The sequence below is a fragment of the Brevibacterium renqingii genome (assembly GCF_017808095.1).
Taxonomy (GTDB): Bacteria; Actinomycetota; Actinomycetes; order Actinomycetales; family Brevibacteriaceae; genus Brevibacterium; species Brevibacterium renqingii.
Window position 1 is genome coordinate 186,018 of record NZ_JADBHG010000007.1, and the last position, 16,999, is coordinate 203,016.

Genomic DNA, 16,999 nt, shown 5'->3' on the forward strand with positions numbered 1-16,999 from the left:
GCCATCGGCGGTCCCTCTGACCGGGTAGGTCTGCGTCGCCGGGCACCACTGTCGGGGTCGAGGCGGCGGGGCGAACATCGATCCCGGTCACATCCTCGCCGTCGAGGAGCTGAGTCAGCTGCTGCGGGTCCCGGTGAGCCAGGTCGGGCCCGCATCGGCGAACGCGGTGCCCAGGCGCAGGACGGGCTCGTCCGCAGAGGGGTTTCACATCACCATGCCCGAGGGCAGGGCGAAGCCGAGTTCGGCGGCGGCTTTCTGCGTCGAGGGCTGGTGCCAGAGTCGTGCCACTGAGTCGTTGGTCGCCAAGGAGCGCATCTCGGCCCTGTCGAGGAACAGGATCCCCGAGAGATGATCGGTCTCGTGCGCCACGATGCGCGCCGACCAACCGGACACCACCTCGGAGAGGGGATCTCCTGTCAGGTCGAGCCCTCGCAGTTCGATCTCACGCGGGCGGGCGACCACAGCCTGGTAACCGGGGATCGACAGGCAGCCTTCGTAGAAGGCGACGTCGGCACCGGTGGCGCGTTCGTAATGAGCGTTGAGGACCACCCGCAGAGGCAGCGGCGAGCGCTCACGCACCTCGGCGACCTCGGGGTCGCGGGCTCCGGGATCCTCGGCGACGAACATCGACAGACCGATGCCCAGCTGCGGCCCGGCCAGGCCGACGCCGGGAGCGGCGAGCATGGTCGCGCGCATCACCTCGGCGAGCTGCGCCAGCTCCGCATCGTCGACCTGTCCGTCGAAGGGGCGGGTCTCGGCGCGCAGGATCGGGTCGCCCGCCTCGACGATGGGAGCGATGCCGTCGCCTGCCTCGGCTGCGGCGAGGACGGTTCGGATCTGCTCGGCGATGGTCGCATCGGCGGGAGTCATGGGCGCTCGCCCCTCAGACTGCGCGGGCGACGATGAGCTCCGCGTGCTTGAGCAGCGGTGCGTCGATCATCTTGCCTTCGTAGGCGAAGGCGCCCTTCCCCGTCGCGGCGAGGTCGAGCACGGCCCGGGCCCAGCGCAGCTGTTCGTCGCTGGGACGGAAGGCGTCGCGGACGACCGGCACGTGGCTGGGGTGGATGGACACCTTGCCGGAGAAACCGGACTGCACGGCGTCCTCGGCCTCGCCGGCCAGTCCCTCGAGGTTCGGGATATCGGCCCAGATCGAGTCGAGAGCATACTTGCCGTGAGCGCGGGCGGCGAGCAGGGTCGAGCTGCGCACGTGCTTGGCGACGTCGCGATAGTCTCCCTCGTCGGTGCGGGAGGAGCCGCCGCCGAGGTCGGCGATGAGATCCTCGGAACCCCACATGAGGGCGTAGGCGTTCGGGGCGGCGGCGATCTCTGCGACGTTGACGGCTCCCAGCGCGGTTTCGATGAGTGCGATGACCTGGTAGTCGGCGAGGATCGTCAGGTCCGCGCCGCGCTCGGACTTCGGCAGCATCACGGCCGCATAGTCGGTCTTCGCGAGCATCTTGAGGTCCTCATCGAGGTGCTCCGAATCCCGGGCGTTGACTCGCACGACCGTCCTCGTGGGGTCGAGTGGGAAGTCGATGATCGACTCCCGGGCGGCGGCCTTGTCCGCGTCGTTGACCGCGTCCTCGAGGTCGAGGATGACGATGTCGGAACGCTCGGCGGCTTTAGTGTATCGGTCGGGGCGATCGCCGGGGACGAAGAGCCAGGCGGGTTTGAATTCCAGGGCCATGCTGCTGCTCACTTTCCGGATTCGGTCGCTGGGTTCTCGGGCTGCGCTTCCGTCTGGGCGGCTTCAGCGGAGTGGCTCGAGTCGAACATCATCGTCTGGCGCACGGCTTTGGCCACCAGCGTGCCGTTCTGGTTGTAGCCGCGGTGCTCAAGGGTGACGATGCCCTGTCCGGGCCGGGACTTCGAATTGCGCTTGTCGAGGATCGTCGTCTCCGCATAGAGCGTGTCCCCGTGGAAGAGAGGCGCAGGGAAGGCGACCTCGGAGAAGCCGAGATTGCCCACGATCGTGCCCTGAGTCAGCTGCGTCACGGACAGGCCGATCAGCGTGGCCAGGGTGAACATCGAGTTGACCAGTCTCTGGCCGAAGGGCTCGGTCTCGGCGAAGGCCGCGTCGAGGTGCAGGGCTTGGGTGTTCATGGTCACGGCGGTGAACCAGGTGTTGTCCGCCTCGGTGATGGTCCGTCCCGGCGCATGCCGGTAGGTGGCCCCGACTTCCATCTCGTCCAGCCACAGACCTCGTTGTTCGATGACCTTATCGCTCATGTGTCGCTCCTCACTCGTGATGATTCGAGTTTATCGTCATTCACCGAAGCCCGGTGAACCAGGGGTCGGGACCGGTGCGCCGGCTCCGACCCCTGCTCTGCGTTCCGCGGCTCAGATGTCGCCCTCCGTCGCTGATGCCTCGCGTTCCGAGACGAGCGCCTCCTCGAGGACGCGGAAAGCTGATGTCCAGCCGTCGTAGGCGCTTGCGTCCTCGCCGGAGTCGTCGGGAAGTCCGATGAGGGTGAAGGTCATGCGCGTGCGGTCAGCGGCGATCTCTTCGAGTTCGACGCTCACTCGCGGAGCCTCGTCGATCGAGCCGGGAACTCCCCATGTGAAGTCGAGACGGACAGGCGGGTCGATCCGCAGGTATCTGCCTGCGGTCGGAAACTCCTGACCGGTCTCCTCGATGCGCATGGTGTAGGCGTAGGTTCCGCCGACCCGGAGGTCGACGCTCACGGATTCGCGCGGAGTTTGCAATCCCTCCGGGTGGAACCATCGGGCCATGACGTCCGGGTCCGTCCAGGCCTGCCAGATTCGCTCCCGGGGCGCGGCGAAGTCACGGACGATGGTGAAGCCAGGCTCCTCGTGCGGTGGACTGTTCGGGTTCACGATGGTTCTCCTCCTTGGGTCAGCGCTCGTCGTTGAGCACGTGGTCGAGCGCGTCGAATCTCCGCTGCCACTCCTCATGGGCTGCGACCAGCCAGTCGGTTGCGGCGGAGAGCCTGTCGCCGTTGAGCGAGACGATTCGCTGCTGCGCCCTTTTGCTCCTGGTGATCAGGCCGGCCTCTTCGAGCACCTTCAGGTGCTGGGAGACCGCGGATCTGCTGATCGGCAGCGGGTCCGCCAGTTCCCCGGAGGTCACATCTCCCTCACGCAGATGGTCGACGATCGCCCTCCGCGTCGGATCGGCGAGAGCTCCGAAGACCAGATCGAGATTCATTTCAGCCTTTCCTTAATTAAGTAATTACTACAATACGCTTTTCGAGTCAGGAGTCAAGGGCAGGCGACGACAACGGAAAAGACCGTCCAGACGGTATACAGTCGGCTACGTCCATGGCCGTATCGGGGATCCTGCACCTCACCCTGACCAGAGCAGTGACCGTCCCCCGCGGCAAGGGCGGGCTCGCCTCCCGTTCCGAAACCGGCGCGAAACGCGACTAGGCTGTCGGTAGGCGCTTCGGCCCACACCCGAGCTCGAGGAGAGACATGGATCGCGATTCGATCGAATGCTGGCTGACCGATATGGACGGCGTCCTGGTCAAGGAGAACAACCCCCTGCCGGGAGCGGCCGAGCTGCTGGCTCAGTGGCGGCAAGCCGAGATCCCGTATCTGGTGCTGACGAACAACTCCATCTACACGGCTCGTGATCTCTCAGCTCGGCTGCGGTCGAACGGGCTCGATGTGCCGGAGACGAATATCTGGACCTCGGCGATGGCGACTGCCGATTTCCTGTCCAACCAGGTCGATCACGGCACGGCCTTCGTCGTCGGCGAGGCGGGCCTGACCACAGCCATCCATGAGGCGGGCTTCGTCATGACCGAACACGACCCGGACTTCGTCGTCGTCGGTGAGACCCATTCCTACTCCTTCGAGGCCATCACGAAAGCGATCCGGCTCATCCAGGGCGGTTCCCGCTTCATCGTCACGAACCCGGACGCCACCGGCCCGAGTCCCGAGGGCGTTCTGCCGGCGACCGGGGCCATCGCCGCGCTCATCACGAAGGCGACGAACCGCGAGCCCTATGTCGTGGGCAAGCCGAACCCGATGATGTTCCGTTCGGCCCTCAACAGGATCGGCGCACACTCGATGAGCACGGCGATGATCGGCGATCGGATGGACACCGACATCATCGCCGGCATGGAGGCAGGAATGCACACCGTCCTCGTGCTCTCCGGCATCTCGACCGCCGAGGATGTCCGCCGTTTCCCGTTCCGCCCGAATGAGATCGTCGACGGAGTCCACGAACTCCTCGACGTTCCGCTCGAGGCCCGCAGCGAACTCGGCCCCGACACGACCGGCTCCGCCTGATGTTCAATTCGCCGGCGCTCGGCTCCCCCAGCGGCGGCGCTCGGCTCCCCCAGCGGCGCACGTGTCTCCTGCAGGTGGATCCGTTTCGATTCGCGCGAGGATTTCGCGATGGATCCACCCGCAGGAGACACCGCAGCAGCCGTCACGGCTGAGCCGACTCCCTGCACCCCTCACTGCAGCGCCGAGGTCAGCCGCATCGCCGATTCCATGTAACGACGTCCCAGCGGCCGCTTCTCCCACTCCTGCAGAGTCAGTTCATGACTGGCGCTCCGGTAGTCGGCGACCACCTCGATGATGTCGTCGACGAGATCGCCGCCGGTGGCCAGGAGGCTGATCTCGTAGTTGAGGCCGAAGGAGCGCATGTCCATGTTCGACGACCCCATCACCGCGTAGGTGTCGTCGACGATGAAGCACTTCGTGTGCAGCACGGCCGGCTTCGGGAACAGGAAGATCCGCACCCCGGCTTCGAGCAGCGACCGGTAGTAGGAGGACTGGGCCCGGTCGACCATGTACTGGTCGGCCTGCTCGCTGACGTAGAGCTCGACATGGACCCCGCGCCTGGCGGCCGTGCTCACTGCGGCCAGCAGCGACTCGTCGGGCACGAAGTAGGGACTGACGATGGCCAGACGCGTCTGCGCCAGATACATCAGCGAGGTGAAGACCTTGAGGTTGGGTTCGGTGGTGAATCCGGGACCTGAGGGGATGAGCTGCATCGCGCTCGTCGCTCCGCCCACCTCGGGCTCATTGCCTTCGCGTTCGTAGGGCCGGATCCCCAGCGCCTCCCCGGACTCCGAGTACCAGTCGGTGGAGAACACGGCTTCGAGACCGGCGACGATGGGGCCGCTGAGCTCGACCATGATGTCGTGCCAACGTCGGCCGATCCGGGCATTCTTCGGCTTGAGATAGGTCGAGTCGATCATGTTCTGCGAACCCATCATCGCCCGTCTGCCGTCGACGATGAGGAGCTTGCGGTGATTGCGCAGGTCGACGCGTCGGGCCTTGCCCCGCCAGGGGATGAACGGCAGCATGAGGTGCCATTCGATGCCCGCGTCGCTCAGGCGTTTGCCCAGCCGGTGGAACCCCGGATACTTCCGTGAGCCGATGTGGTCGAACAGCACTCTCACTTCGACCCCGCGGCCGGCGGCGCGTTCGAGAGCGCGGAAGAAGACATCGGTCGTGTCGTCCCACGCCATGATGTAGATCTCGGCGTGGACATACTCCCTCGACTCGTCGACGAGTTCTGCCATCCGCGAGATGCTCGCCTCATAGTCCGAGATCACCCCGTGGCTGTCACCGGTGACCATCGGCAGTTCCGTCAGCGCCCGCCCCAGCTGCGCTACCGAGACGAATTCACGCGTTGCCTGCAGCGATGGTGGGACATCGGGCAGCTCGTCGGCACCTTCGTGCATGAGTTCGTTCGCCTCGGCCTGGATCCGCGCCCGCCGCTGATTGATGTAGGGACTGCCGAGCATGAGGAAGGCCGGAATGCCGACGACCGGGACGAACAGAATGAGCAGGAGCCAGGCCGAGGATGATGAGGGCCGCCGGTTCTCCGGCACGACACCGATCGCAACGATCTTGACGAGGTATTCGATGACGATCAGAGTCACCGACGCCACCGAGGCCACCACACTGAAGTCCATCCGATCCCACTTTCCTTTCGGCCGGGCGCTCACCTCCGCCCCACACTATCGCCTGGCACCTGCGTCCGGTCCGCAGGACATGACGAGCCCGCCGAGGCGGCCCGGCGCAACCGTATGGAAGTGCGGGGCCGCCTCGGCGGGCGGAATCGGATCAGTGCCCGAAGAGCGGCTCAGAGTGCGAACGGACCGTTCAGAGCCCGAGTTCGCGGGCGATGAGCATGAGCTGGACCTCGGTGGTGCCCTCTCCGACCTCGAGGATCTTCGAGTCCCGGTAGTGGCGGGCGACGAGGTATTCGTTCATGAAGCCGTACCCGCCGTGGATCTGTGTGGCGTCGCGGGCGTTGTCCATCGCAGCCTCTCCGGCGACCATCTTCGCGATGGCGGCTTCCTTCTTGAACGGCAGACCGGCGATCATGCGTGAGGCCGCGAGGTAGTACGCAGAACGGGCGGCGACGACGCGTGCCTCCATGCGGGCGATCTTGAACGAGATGCCCTGGAAGTCCGAGATCGGCTTGCCGAAGGCCTGACGTTCCTTCGCGTACTTCACGGATTCGTCCACACAGCCCTGTGCCGCACCGACGGACAGGGCGCCGACGGCGATGCGTCCCTCGTCGAGGATGCGCAGGAAGTTCGCGTAGCCGCGGCCGCGTTCGCCGAGCAGATTGGCTTCGGGCACCTGCACGTTATCGAAGGTCAACGGGTGCGTATCCGAGGAGTTCCAGCCGACCTTGTCGTAAGCGGGCTCGGCGGTGAAGCCGGGAGTGCCGGTCGGGATCATGATCGTCGAGATCTCCGGGACCTCGCGGCCGGAGCCCGACGTGCGGGTCCCGGTCACTGCGGTGGCGGTGACCAGCCGCGTGATGTCGGTGCCCGAGTTCGTGATGAAGCATTTGCTGCCGTTGATCGTCCAGGTGCCGCCGTCCAGGGTGGCCTTGGTCTTCGTGCCGCCGGCGTCGGAGCCCGCCTCGGGCTCGGTCAGTCCGAATGCCGCCAGTCCGGAGGCGTCCGTGAGCTTCGGCAGCCATTCGCGCTTCTGCTCCTCGGTGCCGAACCGGTAGATCGGCATCGCGCCCAGCGAGACTCCGGCCTCGAGGGTGATCGCCAGCGACTGGTTGACCCGGGCGATCTCCTCGATGGCCAGGCACAGGGCGAAGTAGTCGCCGCCCATGCCGCCGTACTCTTCGTCGAAGGGCAGACCGAACAGGCCCATCTGCCCCATCTTGGCAACGAGGTCATAGGGGAACTCGTGCTTGGCATCGAGTTCGGCGGATACGAGTGCGACCTCTTCGTCGGCGAACTTCGCGACTCCTTGACGCAGGTCCTCGTATTCTTCGGGCAGCATGCCCGGAACGAACGTTTCCATTTCTTTCCTCCCCGCTCGCGGCGTGGTTGTCGTGATCAGCTGGCTGGTTGTTCTTCGGCGGCTTCGGCCTGCGCTTCGTCGACGATGGCGGCGAGCACCTCGTCGAGTCCGACCTGGGCGCCTTCGACCGCGGTGACGGTGACGATGCCGGCCGCGGGTGCGGTGAGCACGTGTTCCATCTTCATCGCCTCGACGACGACGATCGGGTCACCCTGCTCGACCTTGTCGCCGGTCTCGACTCTGATGGCCACGACGGAGCCGGGCATCGGTGCGAGCACCTCTGCGCCTTCGAGGCCGGGAGTCAGCGAGGCGTCGGCCAGCGGGCGGGTGAAGACGTGGATCCCGTCTCCGGTGCTCACCCAGACGCTGCGTTCACGCGCATCGGAGAAGATCCGTGCGGTGTGCTGGATTCCGTCGAGGACGATGTGCCAGAGGCCGTCGGAGTCGATGCCGGCGTGGTCGGCTTCGGCCTCGATTTCGACGGTCTGCCCGCCGGCGGCCAGGCGGACCGTGGGTCGGAACTCCGGTCTGGAGGTCCGCCAGGCACTCGGTCCGGCCCACGCCGAGGCGGTCGTGCGCTTCCCCGACAGGTCCGTTTCCGTGATCGGGCCGGTGATGGTGGTGCCGGCCGCTCCCCCGGTCGCCAGCACGGCCGCAGCCACCAGCTGTGCATGGGTCTCGGAGGCGGTGTGGGCGAGCTGCTCCTCGTCGAGATTGTCGATGAGAGAGGTGTCGAGGTCACCGGCGACGACTTCGGGCAGGGACATGAGCGTGCGCAGGAAGTCGATGTTCGTCACGATCCCGGGCACCGCGGAAGCCGACAGCGCAGCGTCGAGGCGGGCGATGGCCGCGCTCCGATCGTCGGCGTGGACGATGAGCTTGGCGATCATCGGGTCGTAGTCGGAAGCGATCGTCTGCCCGGCGTCGAGTCCGGCATCGACGCGGATGCCCTCGCCTGTGGGGAAGACGACGTCGAGGGCACGTCCGCCCGTGGGCAGGAAGCCTCGCGAGGGGTCCTCGGCGTAGATGCGGGCTTCGATCGAGTGCCCGGTCAGCGTGATGTCGTCCTGGGACAGCGGCAGCTGCTCGCCGGCGCCGACGAGCAGCTGCAGTTCGACGAGGTCGACGCCGGTGACCTCCTCGGTCACGGGGTGCTCGACCTGCAGGCGGGTGTTCATCTCCATGAAGAAGAACTCGTCGGGACGGTCGGCGCCGACGATGAACTCGACCGTGCCGGCTCCGACGTAGCCCACGGACTTCGCGGTCTCGCAGGCGGCCTGACCGATGCGAGTCCGGGTCTCCGGATCCAACAGCGGCGATGGTGCCTCTTCGATGACCTTCTGGTGGCGGCGCTGGAGGGAGCATTCGCGTTCACCGAAGTGGATGACATTGCCGTGGGCATCGGCCATGATCTGAACCTCGATGTGCCGCGGGGTGGCCACGAGCCGTTCGAGGAACAGGGTGTCGTCTCCGAAGGAGCTCGCGGCCTCGCGGCGAGCGGTCTTCAGCGCCTCGGGCAGCTTCTCGGCATCGAAGACCGCGTGCATGCCCTTGCCCCCGCCGCCGGCGGAGGGTTTGATGAGCACGGGGAAGCCGATATCGGCCGAAGCAGCGATGAGGGCTTCGTCGCTCATGGCGGCGTCCTTCGTGCCGGGCACGAGCGGAACTCCGCGAGAGGACACGGCCTGTTTGGCGGTGATCTTGTCACCCATGGTCCGGATCGCTTCCGGGCCGGGGCCGAGGAAGACGATTCCAGCGGCTTCGCAGGCCGCGGAGAACTCCGCGTTCTCGGAAAGGAAGCCGTAGCCGGGGTGGATGGCCTCCGAGCCGGTCGCCTCGGCGGCGGCGATGACCTTGTCGATGCGCAGGTACGATTCCGAGGCGGCTGCCGGGCCCAGGTGCACGGCCGTGTCGGCGGCTTTGACATGGGCGGCCTGGGCATCGGCGTCGGAGTAGACGGCGACGGTCCTGATGCCGAGGGCGCGGCAGGTGCGGATGACGCGCAGGGCGATCTCTCCGCGGTTGGCGATGAGTACAGTCTTGAACATCGAGGGGCTCACATTCTGAAAACGCCGTAGCCGCTGGCATTCAGCGGGCGTTCCATCGGTCCGAAGCGGGCGAGTTCGAGGGCGAGGGCGAGCACTTGACGGGTGTCACCGGGTTCGATGATTCCGTCGTCCCACAGCCGCGCTGTCGAATAGTACGGATTGCCCTGTGCCTCGTATTGGTCGCGGATGGGCTGCTTGAAGGTGTCTTCGGCCTCTTCGCTCCAGGTCTCTCCGCGGGCTTCGAGCTGATCGCGCTTGACGGTCGAGAGGACGCTGGCGGCCTGTTCGCCGCCCATCACCGAGATGCGTGCGTTGGGCCACATCCACAGGAAGCGAGGTGAGTAGGCGCGACCGCACATCGAATAGTTGCCGGCTCCGAAGGAGCCGCCGATGACGACGGTGAACTTCGGGACGCGGGCGGTCGCGACGGCGTTGACCATCTTCGCTCCGTGCTTGGCGATGCCGCCGGCCTCGTAATCGCGGCCGACCATGAAGCCGGAGATGTTCTGCAGGAAGACCAGCGGCACGCTGCGCTGATCGCAGAGTTCGATGAAGTGGGCGCCCTTCTGGGCGGATTCGCCGAAGAGGATGCCGTTGTTGGCGACGATCCCCACCGGGTGTCCGTCCAGGTGGGCGAACCCGGTGACGAGGCTGGTGCCGTACTCGGCTTTGAACTCGTGGAACTCCGAGGCGTCGACCAAGCGGGCGATGACCTCGTGGACGTCGTAGGGGGTGCGCGAGTCGACGGGCACGACCGAGGTCAGCTCCTCCGGCGGATGCGCGGGCAGACGAGGTTCGATGACGTCCCAGTTCGGAGCGCTCTTCGGCCCGAGTGTGGAGACGACGTCGCGCATGATCTCCAGGGCATGAGGGTCGTTGGCGGCGAGATGGTCGGTGACGCCGGAGACGCGCGAGTGCAGCGCACCGCCGCCGAGTTCCTCGGCGGTGACTTCCTCGCCCGTGGCGGCCTTGACCAGGGGTGGGCCGCCGAGGAAGATCGTGCCCTGCTCGGAGACGATGATCGACTCGTCGGCCATGGCGGGGACGTAGGCGCCGCCGGCGGTGCAGGATCCGAGGACGGCTGCCAGCTGTGGGATCCCGGCGGCCGAGAGCGTGGCCTGATTGTAGAAGATGCGGCCGAAGTGCTCACGGTCGGGGAACACGTCGTCCTGGTTGGGCAGGTTCGCCCCACCGGAGTCGACGAGGTAGATGCACGGGAGACCGTTGTCCTTCGCGATCTCCTGGGCCCGCAGGTGCTTCTTCACCGTGACGGGATAGTAGGTGCCGCCCTTGACCGTGGCGTCATTGGCCACGATGACGCATTCGCGGCCGGCGACCCGGCCGATGCCGGTGATGATCCCGGCGCCGGGGCTCGCATCCTCGTACATGCCGTTGGCTGCGAGCGGAGAGAGTTCGAGGAACGGAGTTCCGGGATCGAGCAGGTGCTCGACCCGGTCGCGCGGCAGCAGCTTGCCGCGGCCGATGTGACGCTGCCTGGACTTCTCCGACCCACCTCGGGCGGTGGCCCTGACGCGTTCGCGGAGCTCAGCGATGAGTTCGGCATGGGCATCGGCATTGACCTGCCCCGTCGCCGGACTGACCGCAGTTCCCACTGCTCTCATTCCATCCTCATTTCAGTTAATTCTTCTTAACTGACTGCTATGATACTGCTCACAGGCAGAAGTGACAACGCGCGGACTCTGCGAAGCATCCGCCGCGGGAAACGACATCGGAACAGGAAAAGAGGTCGGCGATGACGACCGAGGATGCGGCCAGGCCGACCTCGCGGGCGGAGGCGAAGGCCGCCCGCCGCGAGCAGCTGCTGAACGTCGCGAAGGCACTGTATGCCCGGCACGGCTTCCATGGTGTCCGCCTCGACGACCTCGGAAAGGGCGCGGGCATCTCGGCACCGGCGGTGTATCGGCATTTCTCCTCGAAGGAGGCCGTGCTCGAGGAGCTGCTCGTCGGGATCTCGAAGTACCTGAAATCCGGCGGGGACGAGATCGTCGCTGCGACAGAAGAGCAGCCCGCTGCAGCTGTCGAAGCCGAGGCAGCCGGAACGCTGCACCGACTCATCGACTTCCATGTCGACTTCGCGATGAGCGAACCCGAGCTCATCCGCATCCAGGATCGTGACCTCGCGGCACTCCCCGAGGCCTCCCGTCGGACCGTGCGCCGCCTGCAGCGCGCCTATGTCAGCCGGTGGGCCGAGGTCGTCGCCGCCGCCCACCCCGAGTGGACGCTCGAGGCCGCCACGGTGCGCGTCCACGCGGTGTTCGGCATGATGAATTCGACCCCGTACCAGGCACGACGCTCAAGCGCCGAGGTGGTCGGGGTCGAATTGCGCGCAGCGGCGGCCGCCGCGCTGGCGATCGGCTGAGATTCCGCCTCAGGGGACGATGACGAGCTTTCCGCGGACGTGGCCGGCGGCGCTGTCCTTGAACGCCTGCGGAACCTCGTCGAGACCGTAGGTCCCGGCGACTTCGACGGTGAGCTTGCCTTCGTCGACGAGGAGACCCAACCTCGCGGTCTCGCTGCCGTCGGGGCGCACCCAGATGTAGCGGCCGCCGTGCTCGGCGACCGAGGGATCGGCGACGGAGGCGTGCATGCCGCCCTCAGCCAGCAGGGCCAAGGTGTCGTCGAGGACGCCTCCGACGAAATCAGCGACCCCGTCGACGGGCCCGCCCGCGGCCTCGCGCACACGATCGACCAATCCCGCGCCATAGGTCACGGGCTCGGCGCCGAGACGGCGCAGATAGTCGTGATTGGACTCCGACGCCGTGCCGATGACCCGGGCCCCGGCTGCCGCGGCGATCTGCACGGCGAAGCTGCCCACACCCCCGGATGCACCGTGGATGAGAACGGTTCTGCCCTCGAGGGCGCCGAGGGATTCGAGAGTTCGCAGAGCCGTGCCGCCGGCCAGCGGCAGGCCGCCCGCCTCTTCCCAGCTCAGGCTCTTGGGTTTCGGCGCCACGGAGCGGACAGGGACCGCGACCTTTTCTGCGAAGGTCCCAGAACTCAGCACATCCTTGCGGGCATAGGCGATGACCTCGTCTCCGATGGAGAATTCGGGAGTGTCGAAGCCGAGCCCGACGACGACGCCGGCGACATCCCAACCGGGCGTGACCGGGAACTGGACCGGCATGAAAGCGTCGAGGTGACCGCCGACGAGCTTCCAGTCGACGGGGTTGACTCCTGCGGCCTTGACCTCGATGAGCACCGAGGCCGGTGGAAGCTTGGGGTCGGGCAGATCACGGACCGTGATGTCGTCGAAGTTCTCGGTGTAGGCGTCGTAGACGGCGGCGCGCATAGCAATGGCCTTCCGGTAGCTGTCAGTGCGACTGAACAGATTGTCAGTGTCACTGGACAACGCCGGAAGGCCATCAGGCTATTCCTGCGGATGCGACGCCGGGGCGGCGCGGCACCGGGAGAGATCTCCTACTCGTAGGTCTCCCCGGACTTCGCCCGCTCGATCAGCGAGGTCGGCGGGGTGAAGTGCTCGCCGTACTTCGCGGCGAGTTCCTTCGCACGGTCGACGAAGCCTGCCAGGCCGCCCTCGTACTGATTGACGTACTGGAGGACACCGCCCGTCCACGCCGGGAACCCGATACCGAAGATCGACCCGATGTTGGCGTCCGGCACCGAGGTGAGGACTCCTTCGTCGAGGCACTTGATCGTCTCGATCGCCTCGGCGAAGAGCATCCGCTCCTGCAGGTCGGCGAACGGCTGATCGGTCGATCCCGAGTCGTACTTCTCGCGCACGCCCGACCACAGCGTGGTGCGCTTGCCGTTCTCGTCGTAGTCGTAGAAGCCCGCCCCGTCCTTGCGGCCGGTGCGCGCCTGTTCGACCATCCAGTCGATGACCGCTTCAGAAGGATGCTCGGTCCAGGTGCCTCCGGCCGCCTCGGTGGCGGTCCTTGTCTCCTGGCGGATCTTCTGCGACAGGGTCAGCGTCAGCTCGTCGAGGAGCTGCAGGGCACCGGTGGGGTAACCGGCCTGCAGTGCTGCCTGCTCCACCGAAGCCGGCTCCACACCCTCGCCGACGGCGGCGACCGCCTCGGCGATGTAGGTCCCGATCACGCGGGAGGTGTAGAAGCCGCGCGAGTCGGTGACGACGATCGGGGTCTTCTTGATCTGCTGCACGAGGTCGAAGGTGCGGGCCAGGGTCTCATCGGAGGTGTTGTCTCCGCGGATGATCTCGACCAGGGGCATCTTGTCTGCCGGCGAGAAGAAGTGGATGCCGATGAAGTCCTTGTCGCGGTCGACCCCGGTGGCCAGTTCGGTGATCGGCAGGGTCGAGGTGTTCGACCCCAGGACGGCGTTGGGTTCGACGACGTTCTGGATCTCGGCGAACACTTGCTGCTTGACCGGAACGGACTCGAAGACGGCCTCGATGACGAAGTCGACACCGGCGAAGTCCTCGGCCGAGGCGCTCGGCGTGATCCGATCGAGGACGGATCGGGACTTCTCGGCGGTCGTCTTGCCCTTCTTCAGGGCCGACTCCTCGCGTTTGGCGGCATAGGCCTTGCCCTTCTCCGCGGCGGCCAGCTCGACGTCTTTGAGCACGACCTCGATCCCGGCCTTCGCGGCGGTGTAGGCGATGGCCGCACCCATCATTCCGGCCCCGAGCACACCGAGCTTCTTGACCTGACGAGGTTCATAGCCGTTCGGGCGGGAACCGCCGGAGTTGATGTGGCCGAGGTCGAAGAAGAACGCCTTGATCATGTTCTTCGCCACCGGAGTATGGGTGAGGTGGACGAAGTAGCGTGACTCGACCGACAGCGCAGTGTCGATGTCGACGTTCGCGCCCTCGACGGCTGCGGCGATGACCGCTCGCGGGGCCGGCATCGGTGCGCCCTTCGTCTGGCGTCGCAGCATGGCCGGCAGCGCAGGCAGCATCGCACCGAGCTTGGGTGAGGACGGCGATCCGCCCGGGATCCTGAAGCCCTTGACGTCCCAGGGCTGGACCGCTTCCGGGTTGTCCTTGATCCAGGCCTTCGCCCGGTCCTCGAGGTCGGCGGCCCGGGCGAGCTCATCGACGAGGCCGAGTTCCTTGGCTTCGGCGGCCTTGAACTTCGTGGAGGGCAGGATCGCCTTCTGCAGGGCGTCCTGGATTCCGAGCATGCGCACCGTGCGGGCGATGCCTCCGCCGCCGGGCAGCAGTCCGAGGGAGACCTCGGGGAACCCGAAGCGTGCGCTGGGGTTGTCCTCGGCCGCGATCCGGTGGTGGGTGGCGAGGGCGATCTCGAGTCCGCCGCCCAGCGCAGCTCCACCCAGCGCGGCGACGACGGGCTTGCCGAAGGTCTCGAGCCGGCGCAGGACGGCCTTCATGCTCTCGACCTGGGCGAATTCCGCCTCGGCGTTCTCCGGACTCGCCGCCCGGATCTTGTTGAGGTTGCCGCCGGCGAAGAAGGTCTTCTTCGGCGAAGTGAGGACGACGCCGGTGATGTCGTCGACGTTGGCTTCGAGCCACTCCACGGTCGCCTGCATGGCGGCCGCGTAGTAGTCGTTCATGGTGTTGACTTTGGCGTCCGGTTCGTCGATGACGACAGTGACGATGCCGTCAGCGTCGGTGGTGCGCTGGTAGTCGATGGTGGTCGTTGTCGTCATGTCAGACCCTTTCGATGATCGTCGCGATGCCCATTCCGCCACCGATGCACAGGGTGACGAGTCCGCGCCCCAGGTCGCGGCGTTCGAGTTCGTCGAGCACGGTGCCGAGGATCATAGCTCCTGTGGCGCCGAGCGGGTGGCCCATGGCGATGGCCCCACCGTTGACGTTGACCTTCTCATGCGGGATGTTCAGGTCCTTCATCCACTTGAGCACGACGGCGGCGAATGCCTCGTTGAGCTCGAAGAGGTCGATGTCGTCGACGGTCAGCCCCGCCTTGTCGAGGGCCTTGCGGGTCGCCGGGGTCGGACCGGTGAGCATGATCGTCGGCTCGGAGCCGGTGACTGCGGTGGAGACGATGCGGGCCCGCGGCTTCATGTTCATCTTCTGGCCGACTTCGGAGTCGCCGAGAATGACCAGGCTGGCCCCGTCGACGATGCCCGAGGAGTTCGCGGCGGTGTGGACGTGGTCGATCTCTTCGACCCAGTGATACTTCTGAAGGGCGACTTCGTCGAAGCCGGTCTGGGCGGCGAGCTTCGAAAACGCCGGGTTGAGCTTCGACAGCGATTCCACGGTGGAGCCGGGTCGCATGTGCTCGTCCGTGTCGAGCAGGGTCACACCGTTGATGTCCTTGACGGGCACGATCGACTTCTCGAAGTACCCTTTCTCCCAGGCGTTGGCCGCCCGCTTCTGCGATTCTGCGGCGAAGGCGTCGACGTCCGTGCGGCTGAAGCCCTCGGTGGTGGCGATGAGGTCGGCACCGATGCCCTGGGGCACGAAATACGTGTCGAAGTTCGTCGTCGGGTCCTGTGACCAGGCGCCTCCGTCGGAGCCCAGCGGCACGCGGGACATGGACTCGACGCCGCCTGCGAGGACGAGGTTCTCGAATCCGCTGCCGACCTTCTGCGCCGCGAGGTTGACGGCTTCCAGGCCCGAAGCGCAGAACCGGTTGATCTGGACACCTGCGACGGACTCGTCGAGTCCGGAGACCAGAGCGGCTGTGCGGGCAATGTCGCCGCCCTGTTCACCGACCGGAGAGACGACGCCGAGTACGAGGTCGTCGATGGCACTGTCATCGAGTTCGGGGTTGCGCTCGCGCACGGCGTCGATGAGCCCGGTCACGAGGTCGATGGGTTTGACGCTGTGGAGCGCACCATCGCGGTTCTTGCCGCGTGGGGTGCGCACCGCGTCATAGATGAACGCTTCGCTCATGTGTTCCTCACAGTCTCGGTGGAAGGCCGACCAGCAAATCTGATCGATCGTTCAGTAACATTCGCACGTTCCATTGTGTACCAGTTTCCAGTGACGATCAACACACGCAGCTCCTCGCCGGACCCATCGCCGTCGATGCGGCACCGGCGGAAGACCCTCAGGAAGTACGCCGTGTCTCGCAGGGGCGGATCCACCTCGAAATCATCGTCGTTATCGAGCCGGATCCACCTCTACGAGACACTCCGGCGCATCGACGGTCCGATATCGGCGCTGCCTGGTTGTTCGGGTGCTAGCCGAATGGCTGCAAAACGCATCGCAACCGCATCATTCGGTGCTCCGGGAAACGAAAAAGCCCCTCCCGGTCCAGTGGTGTTCCTGGTGGGAGGGGCGTTGCCGAGCCGCCTGCGGGAATCGAACCCGCGACCTATTCATTACGAGTGAATCGCTCTGCCGACTGAGCTAAGGCGGCAACCGACCTAACTTTAGCCAACTTCTGCACCGCCGGTCAAAATGAGGGACTCTCCCGAACCGGAGCCTCTCCGAACGAGACCTCGCAGCTTGCCTCGGGCCCGGATGGGCGGCGAAACAGCTGTCGGGCGCGGTCTGCTGCCGGCACCAGTTAACCTTGAAAGTGCAGACAAAGCATAGATCAGAGGGAGACCCCGTGGCCGAGTTCGACTCCGACGACTTCATGAGTGACTTCCAAGCTCTCATCGAGTGTGAGTCGTTCTCGCAGGATCCTGCATCGTTGGCGCGCAGCGCTCAGCTCGTGTCCCGCATCGGCACCGGAAGGGACTGATGCAAGGATCGGTGACAATCGGAGTGTCACGCTGCGACTGCAGGTGACTCAATCATTGCTTCGTACTCC

15 protein-coding genes and 1 tRNA gene are annotated in these 16,999 nt (G+C 66.1%); 3 read left to right on the plus strand and 13 right to left on the minus strand.

The window, feature by feature from the left end; genetic code table 11:
• Nucleotides 1-204: 204 nt before the first annotated feature.
• The 5 genes from IIE29_RS13930 to IIE29_RS13950 form a co-directional block, all read right to left on the minus strand.
• Nucleotides 205-870, minus strand: coding sequence for a peptide deformylase (locus IIE29_RS13930; protein ID WP_209325887.1), 666 nt, complete (start codon nucleotides 868-870; stop codon nucleotides 205-207).
• 13 nt (nucleotides 871-883) lie between these two features.
• A complete protein-coding gene (locus IIE29_RS13935) occupies nucleotides 884-1,687 on the minus strand; it encodes an HpcH/HpaI aldolase/citrate lyase family protein (protein ID WP_209325888.1) in 804 nt (267 codons plus the stop codon).
• A gap of 8 nt (nucleotides 1,688-1,695) precedes the next feature.
• Nucleotides 1,696-2,229, minus strand: coding sequence for a MaoC family dehydratase (locus tag IIE29_RS13940; RefSeq protein ID WP_209325889.1), 534 nt, complete (start codon nucleotides 2,227-2,229; stop codon nucleotides 1,696-1,698).
• A gap of 111 nt (nucleotides 2,230-2,340) precedes the next feature.
• The gene (locus IIE29_RS13945; RefSeq protein WP_343071910.1) at nucleotides 2,341-2,838 is read right to left on the minus strand and encodes an SRPBCC family protein; all 498 of its coding nucleotides are present in this window, start codon (nucleotides 2,836-2,838) and stop codon (nucleotides 2,341-2,343) included.
• 19 nt (nucleotides 2,839-2,857) lie between these two features.
• On the minus strand, nucleotides 2,858-3,169 hold the full coding sequence (locus tag IIE29_RS13950; protein WP_209325891.1) for an ArsR/SmtB family transcription factor: 312 nt from the start codon (nucleotides 3,167-3,169) through the stop codon (nucleotides 2,858-2,860).
• A gap of 266 nt (nucleotides 3,170-3,435) precedes the next feature.
• Here IIE29_RS13950 and IIE29_RS13955 point away from each other — a divergent pair, with 266 nt between their 5' ends.
• A complete protein-coding gene (locus tag IIE29_RS13955; protein ID WP_209325892.1) occupies nucleotides 3,436-4,257 on the plus strand; it encodes an HAD-IIA family hydrolase in 822 nt (273 codons plus the stop codon).
• 170 nt (nucleotides 4,258-4,427) lie between these two features.
• Here the strand turns inward: IIE29_RS13955 and cls are convergent, their stop codons facing one another.
• From cls to IIE29_RS13975, 4 genes are all read right to left on the minus strand, one after another.
• Nucleotides 4,428-5,900, minus strand: a complete 1,473-nt coding sequence (cls, locus tag IIE29_RS13960; protein ID WP_209325893.1) for a cardiolipin synthase — start codon at nucleotides 5,898-5,900, stop codon at nucleotides 4,428-4,430.
• 190 nt (nucleotides 5,901-6,090) lie between these two features.
• Nucleotides 6,091-7,263 (minus strand): acyl-CoA dehydrogenase family protein, encoded by a 1,173-nt coding sequence (locus tag IIE29_RS13965; protein ID WP_209325894.1) that lies wholly within the window; start codon nucleotides 7,261-7,263, stop codon nucleotides 6,091-6,093.
• 35 nt (nucleotides 7,264-7,298) lie between these two features.
• A complete protein-coding gene (locus IIE29_RS13970; RefSeq protein ID WP_209325895.1) occupies nucleotides 7,299-9,311 on the minus strand; it encodes an acetyl/propionyl/methylcrotonyl-CoA carboxylase subunit alpha in 2,013 nt (670 codons plus the stop codon).
• 8 nt (nucleotides 9,312-9,319) lie between these two features.
• Entirely contained in the window at nucleotides 9,320-10,933 is a 1,614-nt protein-coding gene (locus tag IIE29_RS13975) for a carboxyl transferase domain-containing protein (RefSeq protein ID WP_209325896.1), read from the minus strand.
• Nucleotides 10,934-11,064: 131 nt separating this feature from the next.
• Here IIE29_RS13975 and IIE29_RS13980 point away from each other — a divergent pair, with 131 nt between their 5' ends.
• Nucleotides 11,065-11,691: a TetR/AcrR family transcriptional regulator gene (locus IIE29_RS13980; protein WP_209325897.1), complete on the plus strand. Its 627-nt coding sequence runs from the start codon at nucleotides 11,065-11,067 to the stop codon at nucleotides 11,689-11,691.
• A 9-nt stretch (nucleotides 11,692-11,700) separates the two neighbouring features.
• On the opposite strand, the gene IIE29_RS13985 is transcribed toward IIE29_RS13980, so the two are convergent.
• The 4 genes from IIE29_RS13985 to IIE29_RS14000 form a co-directional block, all read right to left on the minus strand.
• Nucleotides 11,701-12,621, minus strand: coding sequence for an NADP-dependent oxidoreductase (locus IIE29_RS13985; RefSeq protein ID WP_209325898.1), 921 nt, complete (start codon nucleotides 12,619-12,621; stop codon nucleotides 11,701-11,703).
• Nucleotides 12,622-12,749: 128 nt separating this feature from the next.
• A complete protein-coding gene (locus tag IIE29_RS13990; RefSeq protein ID WP_209325899.1) occupies nucleotides 12,750-14,921 on the minus strand; it encodes a 3-hydroxyacyl-CoA dehydrogenase NAD-binding domain-containing protein in 2,172 nt (723 codons plus the stop codon).
• 1 nt (nucleotide 14,922) lies between these two features.
• Nucleotides 14,923-16,131 (minus strand): acetyl-CoA C-acetyltransferase, encoded by a 1,209-nt coding sequence (locus tag IIE29_RS13995; RefSeq protein ID WP_209325900.1) that lies wholly within the window; start codon nucleotides 16,129-16,131, stop codon nucleotides 14,923-14,925.
• 396 nt (nucleotides 16,132-16,527) lie between these two features.
• A tRNA-Thr gene (locus IIE29_RS14000) sits at nucleotides 16,528-16,600 on the minus strand.
• Nucleotides 16,601-16,795: 195 nt separating this feature from the next.
• Here IIE29_RS14000 and IIE29_RS17055 point away from each other — a divergent pair.
• Nucleotides 16,796-16,930, plus strand: coding sequence for a hypothetical protein (locus IIE29_RS17055; protein ID WP_281389159.1), 135 nt, complete (start codon nucleotides 16,796-16,798; stop codon nucleotides 16,928-16,930).
• Nucleotides 16,931-16,999: the final 69 nt, after the last annotated feature.